23 protein-coding genes are annotated in these 25,126 nt (G+C 51.0%); 10 read left to right on the top strand and 13 right to left on the bottom strand.

Going from position 1 to position 25,126, the window contains the following annotated elements; all coding sequences use genetic code 11:
- Nucleotides 1-2 precede the first annotated feature (2 nt).
- The gene (locus tag BOW06_RS11095) at nucleotides 3-1,136 is read right to left on the bottom strand and encodes a metallophosphoesterase (RefSeq protein WP_078453378.1); all 1,134 of its coding nucleotides are present in this window, start codon (nucleotides 1,134-1,136) and stop codon (nucleotides 3-5) included.
- 24 nt (nucleotides 1,137-1,160) lie between these two features.
- Nucleotides 1,161-1,775, bottom strand: a complete 615-nt coding sequence (locus tag BOW06_RS11090) for a TetR/AcrR family transcriptional regulator (protein WP_043117233.1) — start codon at nucleotides 1,773-1,775, stop codon at nucleotides 1,161-1,163.
- Between the two features lie 164 nt (nucleotides 1,776-1,939).
- Between BOW06_RS11090 and BOW06_RS11085 the strand changes: the two genes are divergently transcribed.
- Nucleotides 1,940-3,034: an efflux RND transporter periplasmic adaptor subunit gene (locus BOW06_RS11085; RefSeq protein WP_043117235.1), complete on the top strand. Its 1,095-nt coding sequence runs from the start codon at nucleotides 1,940-1,942 to the stop codon at nucleotides 3,032-3,034.
- On the top strand, nucleotides 3,034-6,102 hold the full coding sequence (locus BOW06_RS11080) for an efflux RND transporter permease subunit (protein WP_078454758.1): 3,069 nt from the start codon (nucleotides 3,034-3,036) through the stop codon (nucleotides 6,100-6,102). Before BOW06_RS11085 ends, BOW06_RS11080 begins: the two co-directional genes overlap by 1 nt.
- A gap of 4 nt (nucleotides 6,103-6,106) precedes the next feature.
- Here the strand turns inward: BOW06_RS11080 and BOW06_RS11075 are convergent, their stop codons facing one another.
- The 3 genes from BOW06_RS11075 to BOW06_RS11065 form a co-directional block, all read right to left on the bottom strand.
- Nucleotides 6,107-7,060 (bottom strand): permease, encoded by a 954-nt coding sequence (locus BOW06_RS11075; RefSeq protein ID WP_078454757.1) that lies wholly within the window; start codon nucleotides 7,058-7,060, stop codon nucleotides 6,107-6,109.
- A gap of 23 nt (nucleotides 7,061-7,083) precedes the next feature.
- Nucleotides 7,084-7,320: a thioredoxin family protein gene (locus tag BOW06_RS11070; protein WP_043117239.1), complete on the bottom strand. Its 237-nt coding sequence runs from the start codon at nucleotides 7,318-7,320 to the stop codon at nucleotides 7,084-7,086.
- A 159-nt stretch (nucleotides 7,321-7,479) separates the two neighbouring features.
- Nucleotides 7,480-7,713, bottom strand: a complete 234-nt coding sequence (locus BOW06_RS11065; protein ID WP_043117241.1) for a hypothetical protein — start codon at nucleotides 7,711-7,713, stop codon at nucleotides 7,480-7,482.
- A 241-nt stretch (nucleotides 7,714-7,954) separates the two neighbouring features.
- Between BOW06_RS11065 and BOW06_RS11060 the strand changes: the two genes are divergently transcribed.
- The 7 genes from BOW06_RS11060 (at nucleotide 7,955) to BOW06_RS13345 (ending at nucleotide 16,930) form a co-directional block, all read left to right on the top strand.
- Nucleotides 7,955-8,422: a DUF302 domain-containing protein gene (locus BOW06_RS11060; RefSeq protein WP_078454756.1), complete on the top strand. Its 468-nt coding sequence runs from the start codon at nucleotides 7,955-7,957 to the stop codon at nucleotides 8,420-8,422.
- A 189-nt stretch (nucleotides 8,423-8,611) separates the two neighbouring features.
- Complete coding sequence (locus BOW06_RS11055; RefSeq protein WP_078454755.1) at nucleotides 8,612-10,948, top strand: acyl-CoA dehydrogenase; 2,337 nt, start codon at nucleotides 8,612-8,614, stop codon at nucleotides 10,946-10,948.
- Complete coding sequence (locus BOW06_RS11050; protein ID WP_078454754.1) at nucleotides 10,945-12,243, top strand: acetyl-CoA C-acetyltransferase; 1,299 nt, start codon at nucleotides 10,945-10,947, stop codon at nucleotides 12,241-12,243. Before BOW06_RS11055 ends, BOW06_RS11050 begins: the two co-directional genes overlap by 4 nt.
- The gene (locus BOW06_RS11045) at nucleotides 12,240-14,255 is read left to right on the top strand and encodes a 3-hydroxyacyl-CoA dehydrogenase NAD-binding domain-containing protein (protein WP_043117246.1); all 2,016 of its coding nucleotides are present in this window, start codon (nucleotides 12,240-12,242) and stop codon (nucleotides 14,253-14,255) included. The genes BOW06_RS11050 and BOW06_RS11045 overlap by 4 nt, the downstream gene beginning before the upstream one ends.
- A 1-nt stretch (nucleotide 14,256) precedes the next feature.
- Entirely contained in the window at nucleotides 14,257-16,098 is a 1,842-nt protein-coding gene (locus BOW06_RS11040; RefSeq protein WP_230209616.1) for an AMP-dependent synthetase/ligase, read from the top strand.
- A gap of 41 nt (nucleotides 16,099-16,139) precedes the next feature.
- Nucleotides 16,140-16,427 carry a hypothetical protein gene (locus BOW06_RS13350; RefSeq protein ID WP_305953087.1) on the top strand — a complete coding sequence of 96 codons (288 nt, stop codon included), beginning with the start codon at nucleotides 16,140-16,142 and terminating at the stop codon, nucleotides 16,425-16,427.
- Between the two features lie 83 nt (nucleotides 16,428-16,510).
- The gene (locus BOW06_RS13345; protein WP_305953067.1) at nucleotides 16,511-16,930 is read left to right on the top strand and encodes a hypothetical protein; all 420 of its coding nucleotides are present in this window, start codon (nucleotides 16,511-16,513) and stop codon (nucleotides 16,928-16,930) included.
- 11 nt (nucleotides 16,931-16,941) lie between these two features.
- Here the strand turns inward: BOW06_RS13345 and BOW06_RS11030 are convergent, their stop codons facing one another.
- The 3 genes from BOW06_RS11030 to BOW06_RS11020 form a co-directional block, all read right to left on the bottom strand.
- A complete protein-coding gene (locus tag BOW06_RS11030; RefSeq protein WP_078455053.1) occupies nucleotides 16,942-17,670 on the bottom strand; it encodes a sulfite exporter TauE/SafE family protein in 729 nt (242 codons plus the stop codon).
- A gap of 61 nt (nucleotides 17,671-17,731) precedes the next feature.
- A complete protein-coding gene (locus BOW06_RS11025) occupies nucleotides 17,732-18,832 on the bottom strand; it encodes an alkene reductase (RefSeq protein WP_078453371.1) in 1,101 nt (366 codons plus the stop codon).
- Between the two features lie 61 nt (nucleotides 18,833-18,893).
- The gene (locus BOW06_RS11020; RefSeq protein ID WP_043117249.1) at nucleotides 18,894-19,556 is read right to left on the bottom strand and encodes a toxin-antitoxin system YwqK family antitoxin; all 663 of its coding nucleotides are present in this window, start codon (nucleotides 19,554-19,556) and stop codon (nucleotides 18,894-18,896) included.
- A gap of 132 nt (nucleotides 19,557-19,688) precedes the next feature.
- Here BOW06_RS11020 and BOW06_RS11015 point away from each other — a divergent pair, with 132 nt between their 5' ends.
- Nucleotides 19,689-20,369: a DUF6639 family protein gene (locus tag BOW06_RS11015; protein WP_043117251.1), complete on the top strand. Its 681-nt coding sequence runs from the start codon at nucleotides 19,689-19,691 to the stop codon at nucleotides 20,367-20,369.
- Between the two features lie 48 nt (nucleotides 20,370-20,417).
- Here BOW06_RS11015 and BOW06_RS11010 read toward each other — a convergent pair whose 3' ends face one another.
- The 5 genes from BOW06_RS11010 to BOW06_RS10990 all read right to left on the bottom strand — a co-directional run bounded on the left by BOW06_RS11010 (nucleotide 20,418) and on the right by BOW06_RS10990 (nucleotide 25,069).
- A complete protein-coding gene (locus tag BOW06_RS11010) occupies nucleotides 20,418-20,771 on the bottom strand; it encodes a hypothetical protein (RefSeq protein ID WP_043117253.1) in 354 nt (117 codons plus the stop codon).
- Between the two features lie 79 nt (nucleotides 20,772-20,850).
- Nucleotides 20,851-22,050, bottom strand: a complete 1,200-nt coding sequence (locus tag BOW06_RS11005; RefSeq protein WP_078453370.1) for an ABC transporter permease — start codon at nucleotides 22,048-22,050, stop codon at nucleotides 20,851-20,853.
- A 1-nt stretch (nucleotide 22,051) separates the two neighbouring features.
- Entirely contained in the window at nucleotides 22,052-23,257 is a 1,206-nt protein-coding gene (locus BOW06_RS11000) for an ABC transporter permease (RefSeq protein ID WP_043117257.1), read from the bottom strand.
- 1 nt (nucleotide 23,258) lies between these two features.
- Nucleotides 23,259-23,930, bottom strand: coding sequence for an ABC transporter ATP-binding protein (locus BOW06_RS10995; RefSeq protein ID WP_043117258.1), 672 nt, complete (start codon nucleotides 23,928-23,930; stop codon nucleotides 23,259-23,261).
- Complete coding sequence (locus BOW06_RS10990) at nucleotides 23,927-25,069, bottom strand: efflux RND transporter periplasmic adaptor subunit (RefSeq protein WP_043117259.1); 1,143 nt, start codon at nucleotides 25,067-25,069, stop codon at nucleotides 23,927-23,929. Before BOW06_RS10990 ends, BOW06_RS10995 begins: the two co-directional genes overlap by 4 nt.
- Between the last annotated feature and the right edge of the window lie 57 nt (nucleotides 25,070-25,126).

Genomic DNA, 25,126 nt, shown 5'->3' with positions numbered 1-25,126 from the left:
CATCAGGCACGGGTGATCACGATCCTGCTGATCTCGCTCGGAGCCAGCACACGTAGCGGCGGTCCCCAGTAGCCCGTGCCCCGGCTGACAAATATCTGCTTGCCGGGCAGGTGTTCATATAACCCTGCCAGGTAAGGCTGATCGATCTTCACCAACCAGCCAAACGGAAAGATCTGGCCGCCATGAGTATGGCCGCTCAACATGAGATCACAACGCCTCTCTTCGACCAATGAGATTGATTTCGGCTGGTGTGACAACACGATGGTAGATATTGATTCATCGATTTGACTGTATGCCTCTTCAACATTCGGTGGCCTGATGCCAAAACGCCCACCTGTCAGGTCATTGAGACCAACCAGGTTAAAATGCTTTTCCCCGTCACCGAATTGTACAGCCTTGTTCGTCAACGCTTTAATACCGAGCGACTCTACAGTTTTCAGTACCGGTTCCACGCCATGAAAATACTCGTGATTACCGGTCACAAAATAGGTCGGTGCATCAAGTTTCGCCAGCGGCTGCAACTCGTCGATTATTTCGCCCGGTGGCAAGTCAAAGAGATCGCCGGTGATAACGACAATGTCAGGTTGCATTTCATTCGTCCGCCTGACAATCTCTTCGAGAAAATCTCGCTTGATAGTCCGTCCAATATGCACATCCGTAAGCTGCACAATACTCAGGCCGTTAAACGGAAAGTCTTTAATCCTGACGACAACGTCATTCACTACCGGCTGTTTAGTTCCCTGAATGAATCCGCGCCACAGGTATGAAGCTGCAGCAATGAGCATTGCAGTGTCAAAAATCACCTTGATCGTGCGACGCCTTTCCTGGTCAAAAGGGACACGCCGTGAAACTGACACCGCCAGGTCGTAGACAAGCGCAATCACGAACAACATGAAAGAGGCACCGATGAATGTACTCAAGAGCAAGTAGACCGCAAGTGACTCAGGAAATATTCCGACAACCATGTCGATGACGAAGACCAACTCGCCAAGCATGATGACACTCATCAAAACAGCGCCGGCCAGATGCAAGCGTGGAGAAAGCCGCAGGAAAAAGCGGCGATAAACGTAAAGATTCGTCAGCGCAAGAACACTGAGAAAAATAGTGACAAAGAGAAGCTGCCTGTTAATACTCATTTCGTTAGGGCTGACAAGCCTGTCCTATTGTTTTATTTCATAAGTTGATAGAAACATCCCTATGGCAGAATTGATTATTTCAGCCTGATCCTTCTTTGCTGGTATAGGTTTGATACCGTAGAGTTGCGGCCAGAAAGCAAACTCCTTGATCAGCGCAATAAACTGTTTGCCAGCAACCACGGGGTCAGCAACTGACAACCTGCCATCCATTACCGCATTATTGATCCATTTGACGACACCAATTTCACTATCCTGGATGTTTGAAAAGCTCTCCAGCGTCAGCTTGGGAGAAGAGAATGACTCTGCAGTAATCATTCTCACAGTATCGAGAATCTCTTCCGATGTAATCATGGCCATCTCCTGCTCACCAATATGACGCAGTTGCTCATCCAGAGGCAGATTTGAGTCATAGGGATAAACAGAGACCTCCATGACGGACTGACACAGATTCTGGGTGATTGACTGAAACAGCTCTTCCTTGCTTGTAAAATGATTATAGACAGTACGCTTGGATACCCCGGCCGTGCTCGCAATACGGTCCATACTGGTCGCTGCAAAACCGTTAGCCCTGAACTCGGTAGACGCTGCTGCGAGGACAGACTCGCGTTTTATCTCTGTCAGTTTTTTGACTGCACTCATCTTGTTTCCATCGAAATATGGCAAAAATTGAATATCTGCAATAAAAGTAAACTAATCGGTTTACTTTTTCAACAGGCAAGCCTAAACTAACCTCACAAGTATACATTTTGTGCAGCGTAACAAAGCGAAAGCCGACACACTGACGACTCAATGGACACAAAACCATGATTAAGCGCTCTTTCATTTTTGTATTCGTACTCCTGCTGATACTCGCAGGAATGGGATTTATCAAATACCAGCAAATCCAGGAAGGCATGGCGGCAATGGCTTCAAGCGCCCCGCCACCCGCCGCAGTCGAGACGACTGTCGCTCAAACACTGCAATGGCAGCCTCGTATCTCTGCAGTCGGAACCCTGACCGCAAGAGAAGGCATCGACATTCGCAACGAAGTTGAAGGCGTCGTCGAGAAAATCCACATCGAATCAGGTCAGTCAGTCAACAAGGGTGACATGCTGGCCTCACTCAATGATGACGTCGAGTTAGCGGATCTTGCCAGCTTCATGGCGCAGGAAGAGCTCGCCATATCCGTGTTTGAACGCAACCAGCGTATGTGGGCGAAAAAAACCATCTCTGAAACCGATTACGACAATGCCAGCTCCAATCTCAAAATAGCCAAGGCCAACGTCAAGCAAACCGAGGCACGCATTGCCAAGAAAGCACTACGCGCACCGTTCGACGGAGTTCTGGGCATCAAGCATGTGAACACAGGACAATATGTCGCGCCGGGCACTATGCTCGTCAGCCTGCAGGATTACTCTCTGCTTTATATTGATTTTTCGGTTCCGGAAAAATATCTTCCTGACATCAAAAGCGGTCAACAGGTAGAAGTCAGGGTAAGCGCCTATCCGGAAAGCATGTTCACAGGTTCCGTACAGGCGATTGATGTAGTCGTCGATGAAACAACTCGCAACATCAATGTCCGTGCACAGCTTCCCAATGATGAAAACCTGCTGCGCCCGGGTATGTATGCAGAAATCTCCCTGATACTGGACAAGCCGACAGACCGGATTGTTGTACCTGCCACCTCGATTGTCTTCAGCTCCTTTGGAGATGCGCTCTTTGTAGTACAAAAGAATGATGAAGGTGCTGATATTGCTCAGCGTGTCCAGGTGACTACCGGGGAACAGCGAGGTGACCTGGTAGTTATTGCAGAAGGACTAAAAGGTGGTGAACAGGTGGTACAGGCGGGCGTAAACAAGCTGCGTAACCAGATGCCTGTCACCGTATCAGAACAGCAAAGACTCATGCAGGCAGAATAATGAAATTCACAGACATTTTTATTCGTCGCCCGGTTTTTGCGATAGTCATCAGCCTGTTGCTGCTAGTTTTCGGTGTTCGGGCCCTGACTGATCTGCAAGTACGCCAGTACCCGGAAATGGAGATTGGCCAGCTCAACATCACCACTGTTTACCCCGGCGCCAACGCCGAACTCGTACAGGGTTTTGTCACCACACCGATACAGGAGAGCATCAGTAGCGTAGAAGGCATCGACTACATGAAAGCCAGTTCACGGGCTGGCGTATCAATGATCGAGGTGGTACTCAACCTGGGCTATGACGTTAATACAGCAATGGCAGAAATGCTTAGCAAGATTAACGAGGTGCAGGGTCGCTTGCCAGTAGATATCAGTGATCCAGTCATTTCGAAAGCGTCTGCCGGTAACGACGCCATCATGTATATCGCTTATCAAAGCACCAGCATGAGTGAACCGCAGATTACCGACTACCTGCGGCGCGTGGTGCAACCGAAGCTGACCGAAATCCCTGGTTTGTCGCGTGCAGCCCTTTTCGGCGGTAAAGAGTACGCCATGCGTATTCACCTCGATCCAGTCAGGATGCGTGCTTTGAACGTTACGTCAGCGCAGGTCAACAATGCCCTGGTTAGCAATAACTTCCAGTCTGCTGCCGGTGAATTGAGAAACAGCTATACGGTCACTTCGATCAGGGCCAGTACTTCTCTGCAGGATCATGAGGCATTCTCGGACATCACCGTACACAGTGACGGACAGCGTGTCGTCAAACTGGGTGACATCGCCCGTGTCGAGCTGGCAACAAACACCGAACGTGAAATTGTCAGTTATGACAGTAAGCCGGCTGTCTATATCGGTATCCAGACAACACCAAGTGCAAATCCGCTCGATGTTGCAGCTGGCGTACGCGAGATGCTGCCTGAAATAGAGACCGACCTCCCCTCCGGTCTGTTCCAGTATCTCGCCTACGACACAACCATGTTTATCGAGGAGTCGATCTCGGAAGTGCTGACAACCCTGTTGGAAGCGACTGTGATCGTGGTACTGGTGGTGTTTCTGTTCCTCGGCTCACCACGCTCTGTGCTCGTGCCCATCGTGACCATCCCCCTCTCCCTGGTTGGTGTTGCGCTCTTCATGCTGATGATGGGGTACAGCATCAACCTGCTAACCTTGCTCGCTATGGTGATGGCAATCTCCCTGGTCGTCGATGATGCTATCGTCGTCGTGGAGAATGTTTACCGTCACATCGAGGAAGGGGTTCAGCCAATGCGGGCTGCAGTCATCGGTGCGCGTGAAATTGCCATGCCGATTATTGCGATGACCATCACACTGGCAGCTGTGTATGCTCCAATCGGTTTCATGGGTGGACTCACCGGAACTCTCTTCAGTGAATTTGCCTTTACCTTGGCGGGAGCTGTCTTGATCTCCGGCATCATCGCCTTGACCCTGTCGCCGTTAATGAGCGGCAGTCTACTCAACAAAAAGTCTCTTGAAGGCCGTTTTGTACGCTTCATTAATAGTCTATTCGACAAGCTTAAAGTCGGCTATTCATCACTTCTGGACAGGGCACTGTCTGACTATCGCCCCGGCATCGTGATTAGCGCCTTCATTCTCTTGGCGGCTATTGGCGCCATGTTTACCATGACACAATCTGAATTGGCACCGGTTGAAGATCAGGGCTTCATACTCACCATGGGGATAGCACCAGACAACGCCAACGTTCAGTATGTGCAGACCTATGCTGAACAGGTTGAAGAGATTTTAGCTACCTATCCTGAATATGATCAGACCTTTGTCATATCGGGCATGCCGGTTGAAAACAATGTCATGGCAGGCATGGTTTTAACTCCATGGAGTCAACGTGAACGCAGCCAGATGGATCTGCAACCACAACTCCAGGGAGAGTTGATGAGCGTTGCCGGCATGGAAGTCTATGCGATCAACCCACCATCACTTCCAGGCACACCGATGGGTATGCCGGTTAGTTTTGTGATTACAACAACCCAGGATTACAACGCCCTCTTCGACATTGCCGATGAACTGAAAAACAAGGCGATGCAAAGTGGCCTGTTCATGATTGCGAATAACACCCTGCGCATGAACAAACCCCAGGTACATGTTCTGATTGACCGTGCGAAAGCTGGACAGCTGGGAATCAGCATGAGTGATATCGGTAGTGTCCTGGCAACCCAGCTTGGCGATTTTCGCACTAACTATTTCGACATCCAGGGACGCAGCTACGAGGTCGTCCCGCAAGCCGACACACAATTTCAGAAAACCAGTGAGGCGATCGATAATCTCTATGTCAGTACGCAAAGTGGAAAGCAGGTACCTTTATCTACGATTGTGGAAATCTCACGTGAAGTTGTACCCAACGACCTGACGCAATTTCAGCAACTCAACTCAGCTGTAATTGAAGCGATGCCGATGCCTGGTGTCGCCACTCTCGCTGATGCACATGAGTTCCTGAGCAAAACACTTGAAGAGATTGCACCACAGGGATTCATGCACGATTATGCTGGACAGAGTCGTCAGTTTGAACAGGAAGGCACTGCCTTGATGATGACTTTTGTACTCGCCCTGATCGTCATTTACCTTGTACTGTCAGCACAGTTCGAAAGCTTCCGTGACCCCTTTGTTGTCCTTATCACGGTACCGTTATCGATCTTTGGTGCCATGATCCCGCTCTTTTTCGGCATGGCCACGATGAATATCTACACCCAGGTCGGATTGATTACACTGATTGGACTGATTTCCAAGCACGGCATCCTGATCGTTGAATTTTCCAACCAGCTTCAGAAGCAGGGCAAGGACAGGATTGCTGCCGTCAAGGAGGCTGCAGCACTGCGTTTACGCCCCATCCTGATGACAACGGCGGCAATGGTGCTGGGTGTCATGCCACTGGTGATGGCATCAGGTGCAGGCGCTGTATCAAGAAACAACATAGGGCTCGTCATTACAGTTGGCCTTAGCATCGGCACCCTCTTCACCCTGTTTGTTGTACCTGTGATGTATTCACTGCTGGCAAAGCCTTTTGACCAGGAAGTCGAAATGGAGAGAATATCCCTGACTGAATAACAATTCAGGCGAGCAGGTTAAACAACCATCCGACAAGAATAAATGAAGTGGCAAGCACTCCCGCAAATTGTGCAAGTGCCTGCCACTTGATTACCTTGCGCAGGATCAGCATCTCGGGAAGGGAGAGTGCCGCGATACTCATCATCAATGCGATTGTTGTTCCGATGGCAACCCCCTTGCCAAGCATCGCTTCTGCAACAGGAATCACACCTGTAGCATTTGAATAGAGCGGGATACCCATGACGACAGCTGCCGGTACGTCATACCAGTTGCCGGCAGCAAGATAAGTTGAAACCCACTCCTCCGGAACAAACCCGTGAAACAAGGCACCAACACCAATACCTAAAACAACCCACAACCAGATTCGACCGACAATCTCTTTCACTTCGGAAACTGCATACAAGTGACGACTTCTGAAGGAGCTGTCCTGTTGCGGTAAATTCCCCTCGACCATTCTGATTTGCCAGACATACTCCTCTACCCAGCGTTCCGGCTTCAGCTTCTGCATCACGAGACCTCCAATCCACGCAACACTGAGACCGGCAATGACATAGAGCACTGCCAACTTCCATCCGAGAATACTCGCCAGGATCACAACCGCGACCTCGTTAATCATCGGGGATGCAATCAAGAAAGAAAAAGTGACACCAAGCGGAATTCCGGCTTCTACAAAACCGATAAACAGGGGTACCGAAGAGCAGGAGCAGAATGGCGTCACAGCGCCTAGGCTGACTGCCATACCACGCGCCTGCCAATCAGGCCTGTTGCGTATAAAATGGCGCACGCGCTCGGGTGAAAACAGAAGGCGAATCAGGCCCATCAAATAGATGATGACAATCAAAAGCACGAAAATCTTCGTAATATCCATTACGAAAAAATGGAGTGCAGCGCCGATACGGCTATCGGGATCGAGACCTGCTAATTGGTAAATTAGCAATGTGGCGAATGAATCAAACATCCTGAAGGTAAACTATTGTCGTCTTACCCGGTGACCCATTGCCTGACCATATCCGGGGCGGGCAGGCCTCCTGCATGAACCAGTTGCTCATCAATGACAATACCGGGCGTCGACATAACACCATAGCTCATGATGTCCGCAATATCTGTCACCTTTTCTATCTCGACTTCAACACCAGCTTCCTGTGCAGCAATTCTGAGCAGGTTCGCCGTGGTCTCGCAGTTCTTGCATCCGGAACCAAGCACCTTGATGTGCTTCATATCAACCCCCTGTTACAACTCTTACACTAAAAGCATACATGGGTAATATGAAACTGCAATGAGGAATACAGAGGAGTGATTTCGCCTGTAAAAAAATAAAGAACAGTGGGAATAGCCACAACTGTTCTTACAATACAAAAATCGACTATGACTTAACTTCTACAAACCGACCAGTTCTGCATGCAGGCCATGGTTTTTCACCGTGTTCAGCAACTCGTTCGCCCGAATATCATCCGGGTCAAACTCAACCAGCATCAGGTGTCGCGCATTCTCGTGTACGCAGGCACTGTAAACACCGTCCTTGCAGGAAATCTCCCTTTCGAGACCGTGAATATAATCATCACTGATCTCTTCATCGATATGTATCAACACATCTGAACAATTTTGATTCATGGTGGTTACCTCCTCAAATTGGCAAGGGTACTCCGCCTTTTTTTCCGGCGTTTACCTGAGGTTAGTAAAGCTCTTGGAAAATACAAGTAAGAATCACTTATCAAACTGGCGGCTAACTGAAAACAAATCATGATTGTCAATGTGATTCATCAATACTAATAAGCGTTCTAGTGCCTATAGTTATATTAGAGCATTAGAGGAAGCTAATGTTCGTATACACAGTAACAAAGGAGTTATAGCCATGAAAACCTTGAAGACAATCCTGATTGTCACTCTCACTACTCTCATCCTCAGCGCCTGCGACATGGGCTCCATGATGATTCATGAGGAAGAGAGCCATTACGACTATGGCAAGACAGTTGAAACCATCAAGGCCAACGCCAAGGCTACTGGCTGGCTGGTTCCAAAAGTGTACAACTTCCAGGCATCAATGCTGAAACACAATCAGCCAGACCCTGGAAAGATCAGTGTTCTCAAGCTGTGCAAGCCTGAAATCGCCGCACAAATGCTCGCCAGTGACAACAACAAATATGTTTCTGTCATGATGCCTTGCTCAGTTTCCGTGTATGAAAAGAGTGATGGCAAGACCTATGTCGCATCCATGAATATGGGACTGATGAGCAAAGTCATGGGCAGTGAAGTAGGACCAATCCTCAAGCGTGTTTCCGAAGAAGATGCTGAAATTCTCAGCTTTCTGAAAGAGAAATAATCAGAATATAAATGGGAGGCTGTCTGAAAAGGCAGCCTTCTTTTATATTAATTAAATACATTAGATAATATTCTTTATATATTGTTTTTATTATTTATATTTTCTATTTCATTACAGACTGCATGTCTTTGATTGCAAGAAAAGGCCCGAAAAGCATGTCTAATTTGCAAGAGGATAAAGGAGATTCCCATGCAGGGCTTATTGGTCATTCTGACTATTGTGATCGCTACCATCACTACCGTGGCGATGATCCCCGTATTGCGCATCAAGTGGTTCACAGCCCCTCTTCATGCACGCTTCAAGAGAGTTCTGCCACGACTGTCAGAGACTGAACAACAGGCATTGAATGCCGGCACAATCGGCTGGGACGGTCAACTCTTCTCCGGCAACCCTGACTGGCAACAGTTGCATTCCACACCATCATCCAGACTGAGCAGAGAGGAGCAGGCGTTCATTGATGGACCGGTTAACCATCTGTGCCATATGATTGACGACTGGCAGGTGACGCACAAGGATCATGATCTTCCGCCCGAGGCGTGGAGCTATATCAGGAAAGAGGGTTTTTTCGGCATGATCTTACCGCGCGAATGGGGAGGACTTGAGTTCTCCAACCTCGCACACTCCGAGGTCGTGATGAAACTGGCGACTCACAGTATCACTGCAGCAGTCACCGTCATGGTGCCCAATTCTCTTGGGCCTGGGAAACTCCTGCTGCATTATGGAACCGATGCGCAAAAGAAAAAATGGCTGCCGAAACTGGCCAACGGAACCGACATCCCCTGCTTTGCCCTGACAGGCCCCCAGGCCGGATCGGACGCAGGTTCGCTTCCTGACACCGGCGTGGTCTGTGTTGAAAAACACCAGGGAAAAGAAACCCTGGGGCTAAGGCTTAACTGGGAAAAACGCTATATTACGCTGGGGCCGGTTGCGACCCTCATCGGCCTCGCCTTTCGTTGCCTCGATCCGGATCACCTGCTGGGGGAGAAAGAAGATCTGGGTATCACTGTTGCCCTGATTCCCCGTAACACAAATGGTGTGGAGATCGGTGAACGCCACATACCGCTCAATATCCCGTTCATGAATGGCCCCAACCGGGGTAGAGATGTTTTCATACCCCTGGACAACATTATCGGTGGCAGAGAGGGAATCGGCATGGGCTGGACCATGCTGGTCGAAAGTCTTTCAGAAGGTCGCGGTATTTCATTACCGGCTCTCTCTACCGGTGCCGGCAAGGCTGCATGTTGTTTCACAGGTGCCTATGCGGCAATCCGCAGGCAGTTTAACCAGCCAATCGGGCGCTTTGAGGGAATTGAAGAGCCGCTTGCACGTATTGCCGGACTAACTTACCAGATGGATGCAGCACGTCGCCTGACTCTTGATTACCTTGACCAGGGCGAAAAACCCTCAGTCGTATCGGCCATCATCAAGTATCACCTGACAGAGAAGTACCGCACAGTTATCAATGACGCCATGGATATACAGGGTGGCAGTGGCATCTGTCTCGGCCCTTCGAACCTGATCGGCAGGGTTTACCAGGCGATACCAATTGCCATCACTGTAGAGGGCGCCAACATATTAACGCGTTCAATGATCATTTTTGGCCAAGGTGCGATTCGCTGCCATCCGTGGGTACTGAAGGAATTCAGTGCAGTTCACAATAGCAATCAAAACCAGGGCATTATCGATTTTGACAAGGCGCTGCTCGGTCATGCGTCATTCCTGCTTGGCAATAGCGCCAGGGTATTTGTGCGTGGTATGACTAGTGGCCGTTCAGCCCGGGTACCGGCAAGCAGGGTTGAACGTTATTACCAGACACTCTCGTGGATGAGCACGGCCCTGGCGCTCAGCGCCGATGTCGCCATGATGACGCTGGGCGGTTCACTGAAACGACGCGAGCGTCTCTCGGCACGCCTTGGTGACGTGTTGTCTGAACTCTATCTTTCATCATCAGTCCTCAGGCAATACCGCGAACAGGGTGAAACCACTGAGGAGTACCCGCTGGTACGCTGGACGCTGCAGGAAAGTCTCTATCGCATGCAGGAGAGTTTCCGTTCACTCTACCGCAACATGCCGAACAGGTCGCTTGCATGGTTATTACGACTCCTCACTTTTCCGCGCGGATACCTGTTTTCAGAACCATCTGACAAGGCAGCACACGAAGCAGCTGCCGTGCTTCTGAAACCCTCCCGTATTCGTGAGCAACTCATCAAGGGTGTATTCATTCACCCTGATACCAGCCACAAGACTGCCCTGCTGGAACGCACCTTTCGCCTCGCCGATGATGTCAGTCGAATCGAGAGACGACTCAAACAACTACGGCGTGAAGGCAAGCTTGATTCCAGGCAGCTTGACGAACAGATCAGTGAAGCTGCTGCGAATGGCATGCTCTCCTCACAGGAGCAGCAACTCTACCGTGACTATCTTGAACTAAGTGCTGCAGTTGTTCGTGTCGATGCTTTCAGGGACTACACACAGAGCGGTCAGGATCACAATCATTCACACCAATTAGCAGGCGGTGCAGCATGAATATAAAAACTTCTCTGCAGCGTCCCGTCTACCTGGTGGATGGCCTGCGCACACCGCAACTCAAGGCCAGGGGCGTACCCGGAGCTTTCCGGGCATCTGACCTCGCGGTTACAGCAGGACGCAGCCTGCTCCTCGGGCAGCCGTTCAAACCGGACGATCTTGATGAAGTGATATTCGGCTGCGTCTCATCAGGTCCGGATGAAGCGAACATTGCCCGTGTGATTGCATTGCGTCTCGCTTGCGGTGACAAGGTACCGGCATGGAGCGTACAGCGGAACTGCGCATCCGGGATGCAGGCTGTTGATTCGGCAGCCAAGGATATTGCGCTTGGCCGCGCCAACCTGGTGCTTGCTGGCGGCACCGAGGCGATGAGTCATCACCCGGTGTTACTCAACCTGAAGATGGTGACCTGGCTGGCTGGTTTTAAGCGAGCACGCTCTCTGCCGAAAAAACTGCAGCAGCTTGGACGCCTGCGCAGACATCACTTGGTTCCCGTTATCGCACTGCTGCGCGGACTCACGGATCCGATCGCAGGGCTCTCGATGGGACAGACCACCGAGGAGCTTGCCAGCCGATTTAATATCAGTCGTGAAGAGATGGATGCCTTCGCTGTGACCAGTCATCAACGTCTTGCCGCTGCACGCGACCTCCTCAGAAACGAGATCGTTCCATTGTTTAGCGAAGCCGGCCTGATCGAAGATGACGATGGACTCAGGCTCGACAGCTCTATCGACAACCTGGCAAAGCTGAAACCTGTTTTCGACCGTAAATATGGACGTGTTACGGCTGGTAACTCGGCACAGGTAACAGATGGTGCAAGCTGCCTGCTGCTTGCCTCCGAAGAAGCCCTCGAGAAGCATGGCCTGACGCCATCTGCTGAAATCCTCGACATCAGCTGGGCCGGTCTCGATCCAAGGCAGATGGGACTAGGTCCTGTCTATGCCATTGCCCAGTTGTTGAAACGTCACCGGTTGGATACAGATGCCATCGACTGGTGGGAAATCAACGAGGCCTTTGCAGGACAAGTTATCGCTTGCTTGCGCGCAATTCAGGATCCTGCGTTTTGTCGCGATGAACTGGATACCGATACACCTTTTCGGGCTATCCCCTCTGAACGTCTCAATCCTGACGGAGGCGGTATCAGCCTTGGACATCCGGTCGGCACCAGTGGCGCCCGAATAACCATGCACCTGGCGCGCGTGCTTGAGCGGGAACAGGGCGATCTTGGCATCGCCAGTCTCTGTATTGGTGGCGGACAAGGCGGCGCCCTGCTGATGAGGAGGGTGGCACCATGAAACACTGGCATCTGACACATGAAGCATCCGGCATCTGTTGGCTCACCTTCGACCAGTTGGATTCAAAAGTAAACACGCTGAGCGCAGAGACCATGGATGAATTCTCACATTGTCTCGATATGCTGGAGAGTGACACACCGAAGCTGCTCATCATTCATTCTGGCAAGCGTGCCGGTTTTATGGCTGGCGCCAATATCAGGCAGTTTGCCGGCATGAATGAGATTGCCGAGGCCGAGGCCGTGATAACCAACGCGCATCAGCTTCTCTTCAGGCTTGAACAACTCTCCTGCATCAGTGTTGCAGCGATTGATGGCCACTGCCTTGGAGGCGGTCTTGAACTTGCACTCGCTTGTGATTACCGCATCGCAACCGATGAGTTGCATACGCGCCTCGGATTCCCGGAAGTGAGGCTTGGTATCTTTCCCGGATTCGGGGGCAGTGTCAGGTCAATTGAACGCATCGGCCACCTTGCAGCCATGCAACTCATGCTGTCAGGTCGCACACTCTCGGCAACAGCTGCAAAACGTATTGGACTGGTCGATGATGCGGTTCCACTGAGACAGCTCGAATCAGCTGCCCTGTATGTGCAGAAGCAATTACCGACTCGCAACAGGGTACGCCTGATAGAGAAACTGGCAGGGCTTCCGCTGGTTCGAAACCTTGTAGCGATACGCATGAGAAAAGCAGCAACCGAACATGCAAATGAGGCCCACTACCCCGCCCCCTACGCTCTCATAGAGCATTGGAGACAACATGCGTGCAACAAGGCTGCCATGTATCGCAGCGAGGTAACCCGGGTTTCCCGCCTGCTGTGTGGCAAAACGGCGCAGAGTCTCGTACGCGTATTTTTACTTCAGGAAACATTACGTGCAAAGGCAGCCATGGATGTTGAGAAGCATGAACATCTGCATGTCATCGGTGCAGGCATTATGGGAGGTGATATTGCAGCCTGGGCAGTTCTCCATGGCATGCAAGTCAGCCTGCAAGATACCAGTAAGCAACAGCTTGCACGTGCTCTTAAAAGAGCAAACAAACTGTTCGAAAAGCGGCTTAAAAATCCTCGCCTTGTAACTCAGGCGATGGATCGGCTGATTCCCGACCCTGCAGGCAATGGCGTGAATAAAGCTGATCTTGTCATCGAGGCGATTATCGAGGATGTCGATGCCAAGCAGGCGCTCTTTGCATCCGTTGTACCTCGCATGAAAGCCGATGCAATTCTTGCAACAAACACCTCGAGTATTCCGCTGGAATCCCTGGGTGAATCACTACCTGACCCACAGCGACTCGTTGGACTGCACTTTTTCAACCCGGTTGCAAAAATGCCGCTTCTGGAGATTATCCATACCGGAAAAACCGACAGCAGCGTGATTAACAAGGCTATGGCATTTGCACTGCAGCTGAAAAAATTGCCATTGCGGGTCACCAGCTGTTCTGGATTCCTGGTCAACCGGGTTCTCATGCCCTACCTGCTTGAAGCTGTGATGATGATCGATGAAGGTGAAGATCCTGCAGCAATCGACCAGGCTGCGAAGGCATTTGGCATGCCTATGGGGCCAGTCGAACTTGCTGACACGGTCGGCCTGGATATCGCACTCTCTGTCGCTCGAAAAATGAGCCAGTTTCAACACTGTGAAGTACCCGGGTCACTTGCAGAGAAGGTTGGCAATGGCGAGCTCGGACGCAAAAGCGGCAGCGGGTACTACAGCTGGAAAAACGGAAAAATAACCAACAGAAAGAATTCGGAATTCACACCCGAATTGCAGCAAAGACTCATTCTCAACTTGCTCAACGAAGCAGTCTCCTGTCGTCACGACGGGATTGTCGGCAGCGATGATGAGCTCAATGCAGGGATTATATTTGGCGCCGGTTTTGCTCCATTCACCGGCGGCCCAATTAACTACATACACACACACGGAGCACGAGAGATCGTCGACCAATTGAAGTCACTCGAAAAAAAACATGGTAAACGCTTCTCTCCCGGACCTGGCTGGAAACAGCTGGAAGGAGGTTAATATGGCTACCACTACACCACTTCACTTTTCACCGTCAGACCATGGTGTTGTTAATCATTCAGGCGAACTCGCAACCAGGTCGCAAGTGCTGCAAATGACAACACATACAACACTCGACGAAGTATTCAGACGACGTGTACGCCTCAATCCTGACTCACTTGCCTACATGCAATACGACGACAAAAAACAAGCCTGGCAAAATTACACATGGAAAGAGACGGCAGACGAAGTTTGCCTTTGGCAATCAATGCTGAGAAGCCTGCACCTGGTTCAGGGTGACCGTGTCGCAATCATGATGAATAACAGTCGTGAGTGGGTGATCTTTGATCAAGCAGCTCTCGGACTGGGATTGGTCAGCGTACCCATCTACACCAGTGACAGGGCAGACAATATCGACTGGATCCTGAAAGATGCCGGATGCAAGGCCTTGCTGATCAAGGGACAGGAACAGTGGGATACCCTGGTTGATATCAGGAGTCGCATTCAAACACTGGATGCACTCTTCTCCTTTGAAGTGCTTTATGATGCACCCTCCAATTACAGACTCGTGAAAAAGTCGCTTCCCGGATTTGCAGGCATCCTTGCCAATGGATTGACCAACGCAGATGACCTGGCGACAATCGTCTATACATCAGGCACAACCGGACGACCCAAGGGCGTCATGCTGACGCACCGTAATATTCTGTTTAATACCGAGGCAGGTCTCAGTGCCGTGGAAGTCAGGGAAGATGACCTGATGCTTTCGTTCCTGCCGCTCTCTCACGCCCTGGAGAGAACAATCGGATACTACCTGCCGATTGTCGCAGGAAGCAGTGTTGCCTTTGCACGCTCTATCGAGCTGCTTGGTGAAGACCTGCAATACGTCAAACCAACCCTGCTTATCTCGGTGCCGAGAATTTATGAACGGGTCCATGCGCGTATCGAGGAGACACTCGCATCGTCTTCCGCTGTCAAACAGAGACTGTTTTCCATGGCTGTTAATGTCGGTTGGCACCATTTCCTCCACCGTCAGCATCGTGCCGGATGGTCACCAAAACTGTTATTCCACCCTCTTCTGGACCGACTGGTTGGTGCCAAAATACGGTCCAAGCTGGGTGGAAGACTACGATTCGCAATCAGTGGTGGAGCTCCTCTGGCTCCACCGATCAGCCGATTCTTTATCTCGCTTGGCATTGAGATACTGCAGGGTTACGGTCTCACGGAGACAAGCCCCGTGATATCAGTCAACCGTCTTGAAGACAATGAGCCTGAAAGCGTCGGCACTCCCCTGCCGGGTATCGAGGTATGTGTCGGAGAGAATGATGAATTACTCACACGCAGTCCTTGTATCATGGCGGGATACTGGAACCAGCCACAGGCCTCTGCTGAGATCATGACTGATGATGGTTGGCTGCATACAGGTGACCAGGTCGAGATCGGTCCTCGCGGACACATCAGGATCACCGGTCGTATCAAGGACATCCTGGTGCTTTCTACAGGCGAGAAAATCGGCCCGTCAGAAATCGAGCAAGCACTCTCCAGTTCTCAACTTGTTGAGCAAGTTCTCGTAATCGGTGAAGGACACCCCTTCCTGACGGCTCTCGTTGTTGCCAACAAGTCACTTCTGAACGAAAGAATGAATCAAGATGCTGCTCCCGGTAGTAAGGCTGAAAGCGTACTTTTGGAAGCCTTGCTACCCACACTGCATGAAATTCCCGGTTATGTTCACCTGGGTGGTGTTGCTATTGTCGATGAGCCATTCACTATTGAAAACGGCATGATGACACCGACAATGAAACTGAAACGCAAAAAGATTCTTGCGAATTACCATGGCATGGTCGAGGTGCTTTATGAGGGACATTAGCCTGATATCTGCGAGCGCTTGAAAGAGTGGGGACAGACAAGATGAACAGACCGTTTCAATGGCTTGGCCGGAACCTGGCGGAGTACCTGAATACTCCGATCACAACGCATCGGCCGCATTACCTGGTCAGACCGCAGGAGTTCATGACAATCCTGCGGCCAGGTGATGTTTTACTTGTCGAGGGAAACACACGTATCAGCACGGCAATCAAGTACCTGACCCAATCACTTGGTCACACTCAGCTCTCTTTATCGGCAATACCATGGGACAGGGACTTGATGCAGAGAGTTCACCCACCCTGGTTGAGGCTGATATCACGAAAGGCGTGATTACACTCCCCCTGTCAAGGTACGAACATTTCAGCACACGAATCTGTCGACCGATTAATCTATCCAAAACGGATTGTGAGCGTGTGATAAATTATGCTGTGAGCCGCATCGGGCACTCCTACGACCTGAAGAATGTATTTGATCTGGCGCGCTACCTTTTACCGACACCACCTGTACCGTCGTTCATGCGCAGGCGTATGCTTGCTCTCGGCAGTGGCGATCCGACACGGGCTATCTGCAGCACCCTGATAGCACAGGCATTTCAAAGTGTGCACTACCCGATTCTGCCAATCATAGAGAAACCATCTCTGAAAGAGCAGATTGAATCCGATACGCGTGTCAACGAGATTCATCACATCAGGCATCACTCGCTGTTCACGCCCTGTGATTTTGACCTGTCACCCTATTTTCAGGTCATCAAACCAACGCAGGAACTGGGATTCGATTACAAGGCCCTGACATGGAATGATCAACTCAAAAAAAAGATTCAGCTATTGTCCTGATTTCATAAACATCAGGAGACAAGATAGACATCATAAAAGTAGTAAACCGTTACCAGGTTGCCTATCAGTACAACAAAACCCCTGACGAGTTGCTGAGGTAACTTGCGCGAGAAATGTGCTGCGATATAGCCTCCGCACAAGGTACCAACCAGGACAAGAACCCCTTCGTACCAGGCGATGACTCCATCAGCTATGAAAAGCGCAATTGCGACAAGAGAGACCGTCGAGGAGATCAGCAACTTGATACCGTTCATCGTGTTGATGTTGGTATAGCCTGCCAATGCAAGATAACTAAGTGCAATGATTCCAAGCCCGGCATTGAAAAAGCCACCGTAAATAGTGATACCAAGCAGCACGAGGATAAGCATCAGGTGCCCAAAGGATGATGCATACTTGTGTGCCCCTGCATATTGTCGAAGCGACTGGTTTAATTTCTCACCAAAAACAAACAACAGGATTGCAAACAGAAGCAACCATGGAATCGCCTCTCGGAACAGGGATTCCGGCATCTGCAGGAGTAGCCATGCACCTGTAACACCACCAAGCAGGCTAATCAGCATGATCAGCGGTAACGCTTTTTTATGTTCCCGCAACTCCTTGCGAAAGGCATAGGCACCACTGAGATATCCAGAACAGGAAGCGAAGGTATTTGTTGCGTTAGCGCTGATTGGTGGCACACCAACAAAAAGCAAGGCGGGAAAAGTGATAAAACTCCCCCCGCCTGCAATCGAGTTAAGCATCCCACCGAAGAACCCTGCTGCAAGCAACAGAACCGGCTCAAACAATAGTCTTCATCGCAAACTACCCTTCATAGACCGGGTAATCGGTATAGCCCTCGGCACCTCCGCCGTAAAAAGTATCCATATCAGGCTGATTTAACGGCCAACCATTTTGCAGACGTGCCGGAAGATCGGGATTTGCAAGATAGGAGGTACCGAAAGCAACCAGGTCTGCTAATCCGCTCGCAAGTGCATCCTGTGCTCGTTGTGCATCATAGCCTCCACACAAAATCACCGGCCCACTGAAAGCGGCGCGTATTTTCTGTATCAACTCCACGGGGATCGGTGGCATTCCAAATGACCCCTGGTCGTTGATATGAAGAAAAGCAATATTCCTTTTCTCAAGCTCGTTGGCAAGATGGATGAAAGTCTCCTCCATCAGTGGATCTTCCGGCATCGAATTGAACTTACCATTAGGTGAAATACGCACACCGGTTCGCTCAGCGCCAATCGCTTCACTGACGGCATCAACAGTCTCAAGCAACAGGCGGCAGCGATTCTCGACCGAACCGCCATACTTATCATCGCGGGTATTAACGACAGAGTTGAGAAACTGGTCGAACAGGTAGCCGTTGGCGCCGTGGATTTCGACACCATCCATACCTGCCTCGCGTGCATTCAGCGCGGCCTGTACAAACTCGTTGCGTATTCTCTCAATCCCTTTTGCTTCCAGTGGTACAGGTGTACTGATTGGAACGTTAGCCGGGTTGCCATCCTCGTCATAGGCAAAGCAGACGGCATCTCCGGGCGCCTCGTCTGTTGCGCCCTCCGGTTGCTCATTATTCGGCTGAAGACTGGTATGAGAGACACGTCCGGTATGCCATATCTGTGCATAAATCTGGCATGACTTCTCATGCACTGCTGCAGTCACCTGCTTCCATCCGTCCGTTTGCTCACGTGTATAGATACCGGGTGTCCAAAGGTAGCCGCGTGCTTTGTTTGAAACCGGGATCCCCTCAGTAATAATAAGGCCCGCCGTTGCTCGCTGTGCATAATACTCGGCCATCAATGGAGTCGGTATATCCCCCTCGGCTGCACGACAACGGGTCATGGGCGCCATCACCATGCGATTTTTCAGAGATAACGTACGCTCTTCGTATGGAAGAAATAGTTGTAATGACATGTCTTCTCCTTGTGCCGATCCACCACTATTGAATCAGTCGAGTGCGTGATGAATTCGCCAGTTATTTGTAGTAGGTTTTACCGGTCTTTTTACCCTGCGCCCAGGTATAGTGCCAGCCATCTTTTTTAGTGCCTGTCCAGGCGCCTGACAGGCCATCCTTCTTGCCGTTATCAAATGTCTCGATTGACCAGTAATCACCACTGACATAGGTCTGCACACCATCTTTCTTCTTATTCTCGTTATAAGTATAGAACCAACCATCCGGCTGACCATCCTTGTAGTGGTAAGCGGCGACTTTTTTACCGTTAACGAACTCCTCAACTGACTGATAATCGCCAGAGAAGTAGTGCTGCAGGCCATGCTTCTTCCTGTTTTCATCATAGTTATAGAACCAGCCATTCGGTTCACCGCCCTTGTAGGACGCTGTGGAGCGTTTCTTGCCGTCCACGTAATACTCAACTGACAGCCTCTCCTTGTCGAGGTAGAGTTGCAGACCGTGCTTTTTTCGGTCTACCTTGCTGTAGTTCCAGCCATCCTCAAGACCCTCTGTCGAGACAGGTACTGCAAACTCGTATTCCCTCGCTTTCATTCCATGCGGGCCTGTCACCTCGGTTTCCGACGAGAGAACAAATATGCCGGCACCTGCATCAACAGTTTCAGTTTCTGTCGCATTTGCGCTCTGTATCAGAATGAAAATAGAAAGGATTGATAAAAAATGTTTCATGAAATGTTCCCGGTAACTAAATAATCAGAAGCACTCAAGATTACATTCAAGGAACTGGCAGGTCTACAGTAGATATCCATGTCGACCTATAATATTAGATGAGAGCATCTTTGCTAAAGGAGAATCCGTATAGTGTCGACTCTCAAGAACATTTTTGGATTATTTCTTCTGTTGACCTGTTCGGTCGCCGTGGCAGAAGAGCCCTTGGTGTGCCCGAATGCAAATGCAACTGTCTCGGGTATGGATACGGCGGATTTCGTCATGGTGTGTGAGGCAGTCGCTGATACAGCCAAGTTGATGAGCAGTCTCGGTTTCAATACATCGGCGCATCTTGAGATTGAAATTCTGGATGACGCTTCCAGGTCACTGCATCCAATACCCATTATCGGCCTATTCAATGCCAAGGTCAGGCGTGTAGAAATAGTCGACTATGCCACACATCTAGCTGGAACCAGGCTGGGACGTCCATTTGGACTCCCTCCCAGCAGGGAACTCCATTATAGTTTCATAGTGCATGAAGTCAGTCACGCATATACACATGAAAATACCAGGTTCACCAGGCTGTCGACTGTTGCCCACGAATATATTGCCTATGTTGTTCAGTTTTCGATGATGCCTGCAGAACTAAGAGAATCCATTCTTGACCGGATCGATGTACCAGCCTTTACTTGCGATGAGGAGATCAGCGAAGTTTATCTCAACCTGAATCCGAGTTACTTTGCGGTGAAAAGCTGGCGGCACTTTATCAAGCTGGAAAATGGCAAGGCATACATCAATGCGATACTAAACGGTGAGCATTTGTGTGACGAATAAGAGCGGGTACAAGGTATTTCTTCAATCCATTCTGAATATACTGTACAGCTACAAGCGCCTGAGACCGATATTCCCGAGGCGAGGCCTTGTAACAATGACTTCACCCTTCTCCTCGTCCTTCTGAATACAGATGGTTGCCCCGTCTGATGGGCGCTTGCCGGCAAACTCACAATAGGTTCTCTCTCCATTGACATCCATGAAGCCAGCACCACCGACATAGCCATTCTCCTTGAGAATCTTGATCACCTGTGACTGACTCATAATCTCATCCTCATTGAGGGAAGATTTGAATTCTGCACGTCTATCGGTATCTGCACTGGATGCTTGCTCCGCGGAAGAGTCAAATGGATTGCTCTGGCAGGCAGCCAGCAGCAAAAAAGAAATCAGCAACAGCAAACGCATCTGGTCATCTCCAGGTAAATAGAAGCATGTTCCGGAAACTCAAATCACCCCTGAACGGTCCCCTGCATATCATTTGATTCTATTCTGCACGCAGTGCTTCAACAGGATCAAGGCTTGCGGCCCTGCGAGCAGGTGCAACACCTGCAATCACTCCGATTACCACCGCCATCAGTTCGGCGAGCAGAACAAAATACCAGGGCGTGTGCACAGGCAATGCCGGTATCGCCAAGCCCAGCAGTGCAGCACCACCGGCACCGATGACAAGACCGGCAAATCCACCTGTTGCAGAAAGCAGTACCGCCTCGCCCAGGAACAGGCCAAGCACCTGCCTGCGACGTGTACCTAGTGCACGCAGCAGGCCGATTTCATGCGTTCTTTCATTCACGGCGATCGACATAATGGTAAGAATACCAACACCCCCGACAAGCAGGGAGATGCCGCCAAGCGCGCCCACCGCGAGTGTCAGGATATCTAGAATTGAACCGAGTGTTTCGAGCATCTCCTCCTGCGTGATAATGGTGAAATCCTCGTAACCATGTCGCGCCTGCATGAGACGTGATATTTGCTCTTCGAGCTGCTCCACGTTCGCCGTCGAGCGATATAGCAAATCAATCTCCATGACACCTTCCCGGTTGAACATCTCGAGTGCTCTGCCGGCAGGTATAAAGAGGGTGTCATCTAGATCAAATCCAAGCATAGTGCCTTTCGATTCCATCACGCCGATCACACGAAATCGTTCACTGGCGATACGCACGATCTCGCCGAGGGGACTGCGACTGCCAAACAGCTCATCAGCCATCTTGCTTCCGAGCACCGCGAAAGCACGCGCATTTCTTGGATCATCATCCGGCAGAAAGCGGCCAATCTTGACATCCATCTGCCATACAGCGGGAACCGCGTGTCCCGCACCAATAATCATGGTGCGCCGACTACGCTTGCCGAACTCGACCTCAGCATTACCTTGCACCACCGAAACTACCGCCTCAACATCGGCAATACGTTTGAGAGCCTCGGCATCCTCCATGGTCAGCGGACGCACCGTGTTGATAACAGCCCCCGACATGCCAAAAGTTGTATTCTTTCCCGGTGTCACTGCAAGGATATTGGTACCGAACTGGCTGAACTCGGCAAGCACGAAGCGATGCACTCCCTCGCCGATTGATGTCAGCAGCACCACGGCAGCAACACCAACAGCAATTCCCAGGGCAGTAAGAAAACTGCGCAGGTGCTGTGAAAAAACAGAACCGAGCGTAAGGCGAATGAAATCTGTTGCCTGCATATCAGTGCCTCATCAACGCATCAACCGGGTCCAGCCGCGCAGCACGCCGTGCCGGCATAATGCCGAACACCAGGCCGGTAACGATGGCAACAATCAGTGCACTCACATAGGCCCACAATGGCGTTGTCAGCGGAAATGTCGGAAACAATCCATCCAGTGCCGAGACACCTGCAAAAGAGATCAGAATTCCACTGACTGCACCTATAACTGACAGTAGCGCTGCCTCGGAGAGGAACAGGATGAGTATTTGCCGTTTTGAGCCACCCAGTGCCTTTAGCAAACCGATCTCGGATGTGCGCTGTGACACGGAGACAAGCATTACATTCATAATCAATACGCCGGCAACAGCAAGACTGATAGCTGCGATGCCAACCACTGTGTAGGTCAACGCCTTGAGGATGCGATCGAATGTACCGAGAATTGCATCCTGCGTAATCACAGTAACATCATCCTCACCATCGTGACGCTCACGCAAAATACGAATGACATCCTCTTTTGCTGATGGAATGGTCTCACGCTGGGTGGCCTGCACCATGATTCGAAACAGTGACTCGGTATTAAACAGTGCCTGCGCGGAAGCGACCGGAATAAAAACAGCGTCACCCATCTCCATACCGAGTGATTGACCTTCATCGCCAAGTATACCAATCACCCTGTAGCGGTAGCTGTTGATACGGACGGATTGCCCCAGTGCGCGCTCACCGCCAAATAGTTCCTGCCTGATTGTTTCACCAATGACGCAAACAGCATCACCCCGCTTGATATCAGCGCTTGGCAGGAATCGCCCCTGGCTGATGGCAATTTCGCGAATCTCGCCATAATCCACGGTCGTCCCGATGATAGTCGCCTCGCGTTCGAGACTTCGAAATGATATCGGCGCTGATCCGACGACAATGGGAGCCACCCTGCTGACCGATGGGCCGCGCAACAATGCATTTGAGTCATCAAGAGTCAGGTCACGTGGCACAGCACCCAGAAGCGGAGGTGCTCCTCCGGTTGTTTCGGAGCGTCCGGGCAAGACAATGAGGAGATGCGTACCAAGTGCCGAGAACTGGTTGACTACATAGAGACGTGCTGCTTCTCCGAGCGTGCTGAGCATGACAACCGAGGCAACACCGATCGACATCGCCAGCAACAGCAAAAATGCACGTACAGGTGAACCGCTGACGTTACTGAAACCGTAGCGGACTGTATCCCCGACGCGCATCTCAACTGATATCCTTGCTGATACTGCCGTCAACCATGCGAATCCTGCGCGTAGCACGCTCGCCGATTTCCATATCGTGAGTGACGACAATAAGAATAATTCCCTGCTTGTTGAGCGCTTCCAGCACCTCGATGACAGATTCACCCGATACATGGTCGAGGTTGCCGGTTGGCTCGTCTGCCAGCAGTATCGTCGGCTGCATGATGGTCGCACGCGCAATAGCAACACGCTGGCGCTGTCCGCCAGAGAGCTGGTCAGGTCGGTGATCGGCACGGTCGAGCAGGTCGACGTTATCCAGTGCCTTTTCAACAATCACCTGGCGCTCTTTTGGCGCCATGCCCGAAAGCATCAGCGGCAAAGCGACATTCTCGGCCGCGGTGAGGCGTGGTACCAGGTGATAGGACTGGAACACGAAACCGATCCTGTGACGCCTGGTGTCAGCCTGCTCATTGTCACCCATGCTGGTGGTATCGATACTGTCAAGCCTGTAAGTACCGGACGTTGGCCGGTCCAGCAGACCGAGAATATTCAGCAGCGTTGACTTGCCGGAGCCGGATGGCCCCATAATTGAGAGGTACTCACCCTTTTTAATTGTCAGGGTGACATGCTTCAGCGCATGAACCTCTTCATCGCCAACCTGGAAGACACGCTCAATTGAATCGAGTTCTATCATTTGCCTGTTTCGCGCACTGCCTCGGCGCCATCCTCGACACCTTCCTTGCCAACGGAAGTCACAACCAGGTCACCCTCTTCGAGGCCTGACAACACCTCTGTGTAATCCCAGTTTTCCATGCCGGTTTCTATGTCACGCTGCTCGATCAGGCCTGAGGACTCATTCAGCAGGTAAACCCGCTTGCCCTCGATGACGGCCTCTGTAGGAATTCGCAGCACATTCTCATGTACATCGAGGATGATCTCGACATCTGCACTGTAGCCGGCAAGTACACACTTGAGTACTTTCGGGTTATCAAACTCAACCTCGACATCAACAGTGCGTGCCTGCTTTTCGAGATCAATAACATAGGAGCCAACCCGCCTGACTTTGGCCGCAAACTCACGTTGACCGTAGGCATCCAGCATCACCCTTGCCGGCAGGCCAGGACGCACGCGCGCAACATCCACCTCATCGATGGGAGCCGAGATATAGAAGCAGCTGTTATCAACCAGGTCGATAACAGGCGGTGTTGCGATACCTGGAGGTGAAGGTGTCACATACTCGTTGAGTTCACCATTAAGTTCAGCAACAGTGCCGTTGAATGGTGCATAGAGACGAGTTTTTTCGAGCTGCGCCTCGGCAAGTTCGATACTGGTCTCGCTCACATCGAGCTGTAACTGTGAAGCAGAGCATTCAGCCGCCATTGCACTGGCCTGTGTTCGAACCTTATCGAGTTGCTCATCCGAGGCAGCACCGGAGTCTTTGAGACGATGCAGGCGATCCGACTCCCGTTGGGCCACGTCCGCATTCAGACAGCTCGCCTCGGCACGTGCCTTTGCGGCCTGCAGCTCGCGTTTGCTGAAATCAACCTGTGCAACCAGGTCACGGTTCCACAGCTCCAGCAGAAGTGCACCTTTTTCAACCTCATCACCCTCCCTGACGTTAAGCACAGCGATCTGGCCGCCGATGCTTGGAGAGAGATGGGCACGCAGACAAGCCTTGACTGTGCCGGCGCGGGTATTGGCAACGGTCGACTCCACCATTCCTGTCTCTGTCTGTACGACTGTGACAACTACCGGCTCGCTCTTGCCGAGAAAGAAAAACAGCAGCACGGCCAGCACGACGGCGGCGGCAATAACCTGGTAACGAAAACGCATAGATTCCCTCCACGTAGGTTCTATACTCATTATTCTCCAAATAACCACCTGATTCCA

The organism is Solemya velum gill symbiont, from assembly GCF_002020255.1.
Classification (GTDB): Bacteria; Pseudomonadota; Gammaproteobacteria; order Chromatiales; family Chromatiaceae.
The sequence above is the reverse complement of the archived record's forward strand: the minus strand, read 5'-3'. Positions and strand labels throughout refer to the sequence as shown.

Excerpts from the sequence above, each read along its gene's own strand:
- BOW06_RS11080 (WP_078454758.1), top strand. The coding sequence starts at position 3,034 with ATGAAATTCACAGACATTTTTATTCGTCGCCCGGTTTTTGCGATAGTC.
- BOW06_RS11065 (WP_043117241.1), bottom strand. The coding sequence starts at position 7,713 with ATGAATCAAAATTGTTCAGATGTGTTGATACATATCGATGAAGAGATC.
- BOW06_RS11055 (WP_078454755.1), top strand. The coding sequence starts at position 8,612 with ATGCAGGGCTTATTGGTCATTCTGACTATTGTGATCGCTACCATCACT.
- BOW06_RS10990 (WP_043117259.1), bottom strand. The coding sequence starts at position 25,069 with ATGCGTTTTCGTTACCAGGTTATTGCCGCCGCCGTCGTGCTGGCCGTG.
- BOW06_RS11045 (WP_043117246.1), top strand. The coding sequence starts at position 12,240 with ATGAAACACTGGCATCTGACACATGAAGCATCCGGCATCTGTTGGCTC.
- BOW06_RS11005 (WP_078453370.1), bottom strand. The coding sequence starts at position 22,050 with ATGCAGGCAACAGATTTCATTCGCCTTACGCTCGGTTCTGTTTTTTCA.
- BOW06_RS11010 (WP_043117253.1), bottom strand. The coding sequence starts at position 20,771 with ATGCGTTTGCTGTTGCTGATTTCTTTTTTGCTGCTGGCTGCCTGCCAG.
- BOW06_RS11085 (WP_043117235.1), top strand. The coding sequence starts at position 1,940 with ATGATTAAGCGCTCTTTCATTTTTGTATTCGTACTCCTGCTGATACTC.
- BOW06_RS11000 (WP_043117257.1), bottom strand. The coding sequence starts at position 23,257 with ATGCGCGTCGGGGATACAGTCCGCTACGGTTTCAGTAACGTCAGCGGT.
- BOW06_RS11060 (WP_078454756.1), top strand. The coding sequence starts at position 7,955 with ATGAAAACCTTGAAGACAATCCTGATTGTCACTCTCACTACTCTCATC.
- BOW06_RS11070 (WP_043117239.1), bottom strand. The coding sequence starts at position 7,320 with ATGAAGCACATCAAGGTGCTTGGTTCCGGATGCAAGAACTGCGAGACC.
- BOW06_RS10995 (WP_043117258.1), bottom strand. The coding sequence starts at position 23,930 with ATGATAGAACTCGATTCAATTGAGCGTGTCTTCCAGGTTGGCGATGAA.
- BOW06_RS11075 (WP_078454757.1), bottom strand. The coding sequence starts at position 7,060 with ATGTTTGATTCATTCGCCACATTGCTAATTTACCAATTAGCAGGTCTC.
- BOW06_RS11025 (WP_078453371.1), bottom strand. The coding sequence starts at position 18,832 with ATGTCATTACAACTATTTCTTCCATACGAAGAGCGTACGTTATCTCTG.
- BOW06_RS11095 (WP_078453378.1), bottom strand. The coding sequence starts at position 1,136 with ATGAGTATTAACAGGCAGCTTCTCTTTGTCACTATTTTTCTCAGTGTT.
- BOW06_RS11040 (WP_230209616.1), top strand. The coding sequence starts at position 14,257 with ATGGCTACCACTACACCACTTCACTTTTCACCGTCAGACCATGGTGTT.
- BOW06_RS11030 (WP_078455053.1), bottom strand. The coding sequence starts at position 17,670 with ATGCTTAACTCGATTGCAGGCGGGGGGAGTTTTATCACTTTTCCCGCC.
- BOW06_RS13350 (WP_305953087.1), top strand. The coding sequence starts at position 16,140 with ATGAACAGACCGTTTCAATGGCTTGGCCGGAACCTGGCGGAGTACCTG.
- BOW06_RS11020 (WP_043117249.1), bottom strand. The coding sequence starts at position 19,556 with ATGAAACATTTTTTATCAATCCTTTCTATTTTCATTCTGATACAGAGC.
- BOW06_RS11090 (WP_043117233.1), bottom strand. The coding sequence starts at position 1,775 with ATGAGTGCAGTCAAAAAACTGACAGAGATAAAACGCGAGTCTGTCCTC.
- BOW06_RS11050 (WP_078454754.1), top strand. The coding sequence starts at position 10,945 with ATGAATATAAAAACTTCTCTGCAGCGTCCCGTCTACCTGGTGGATGGC.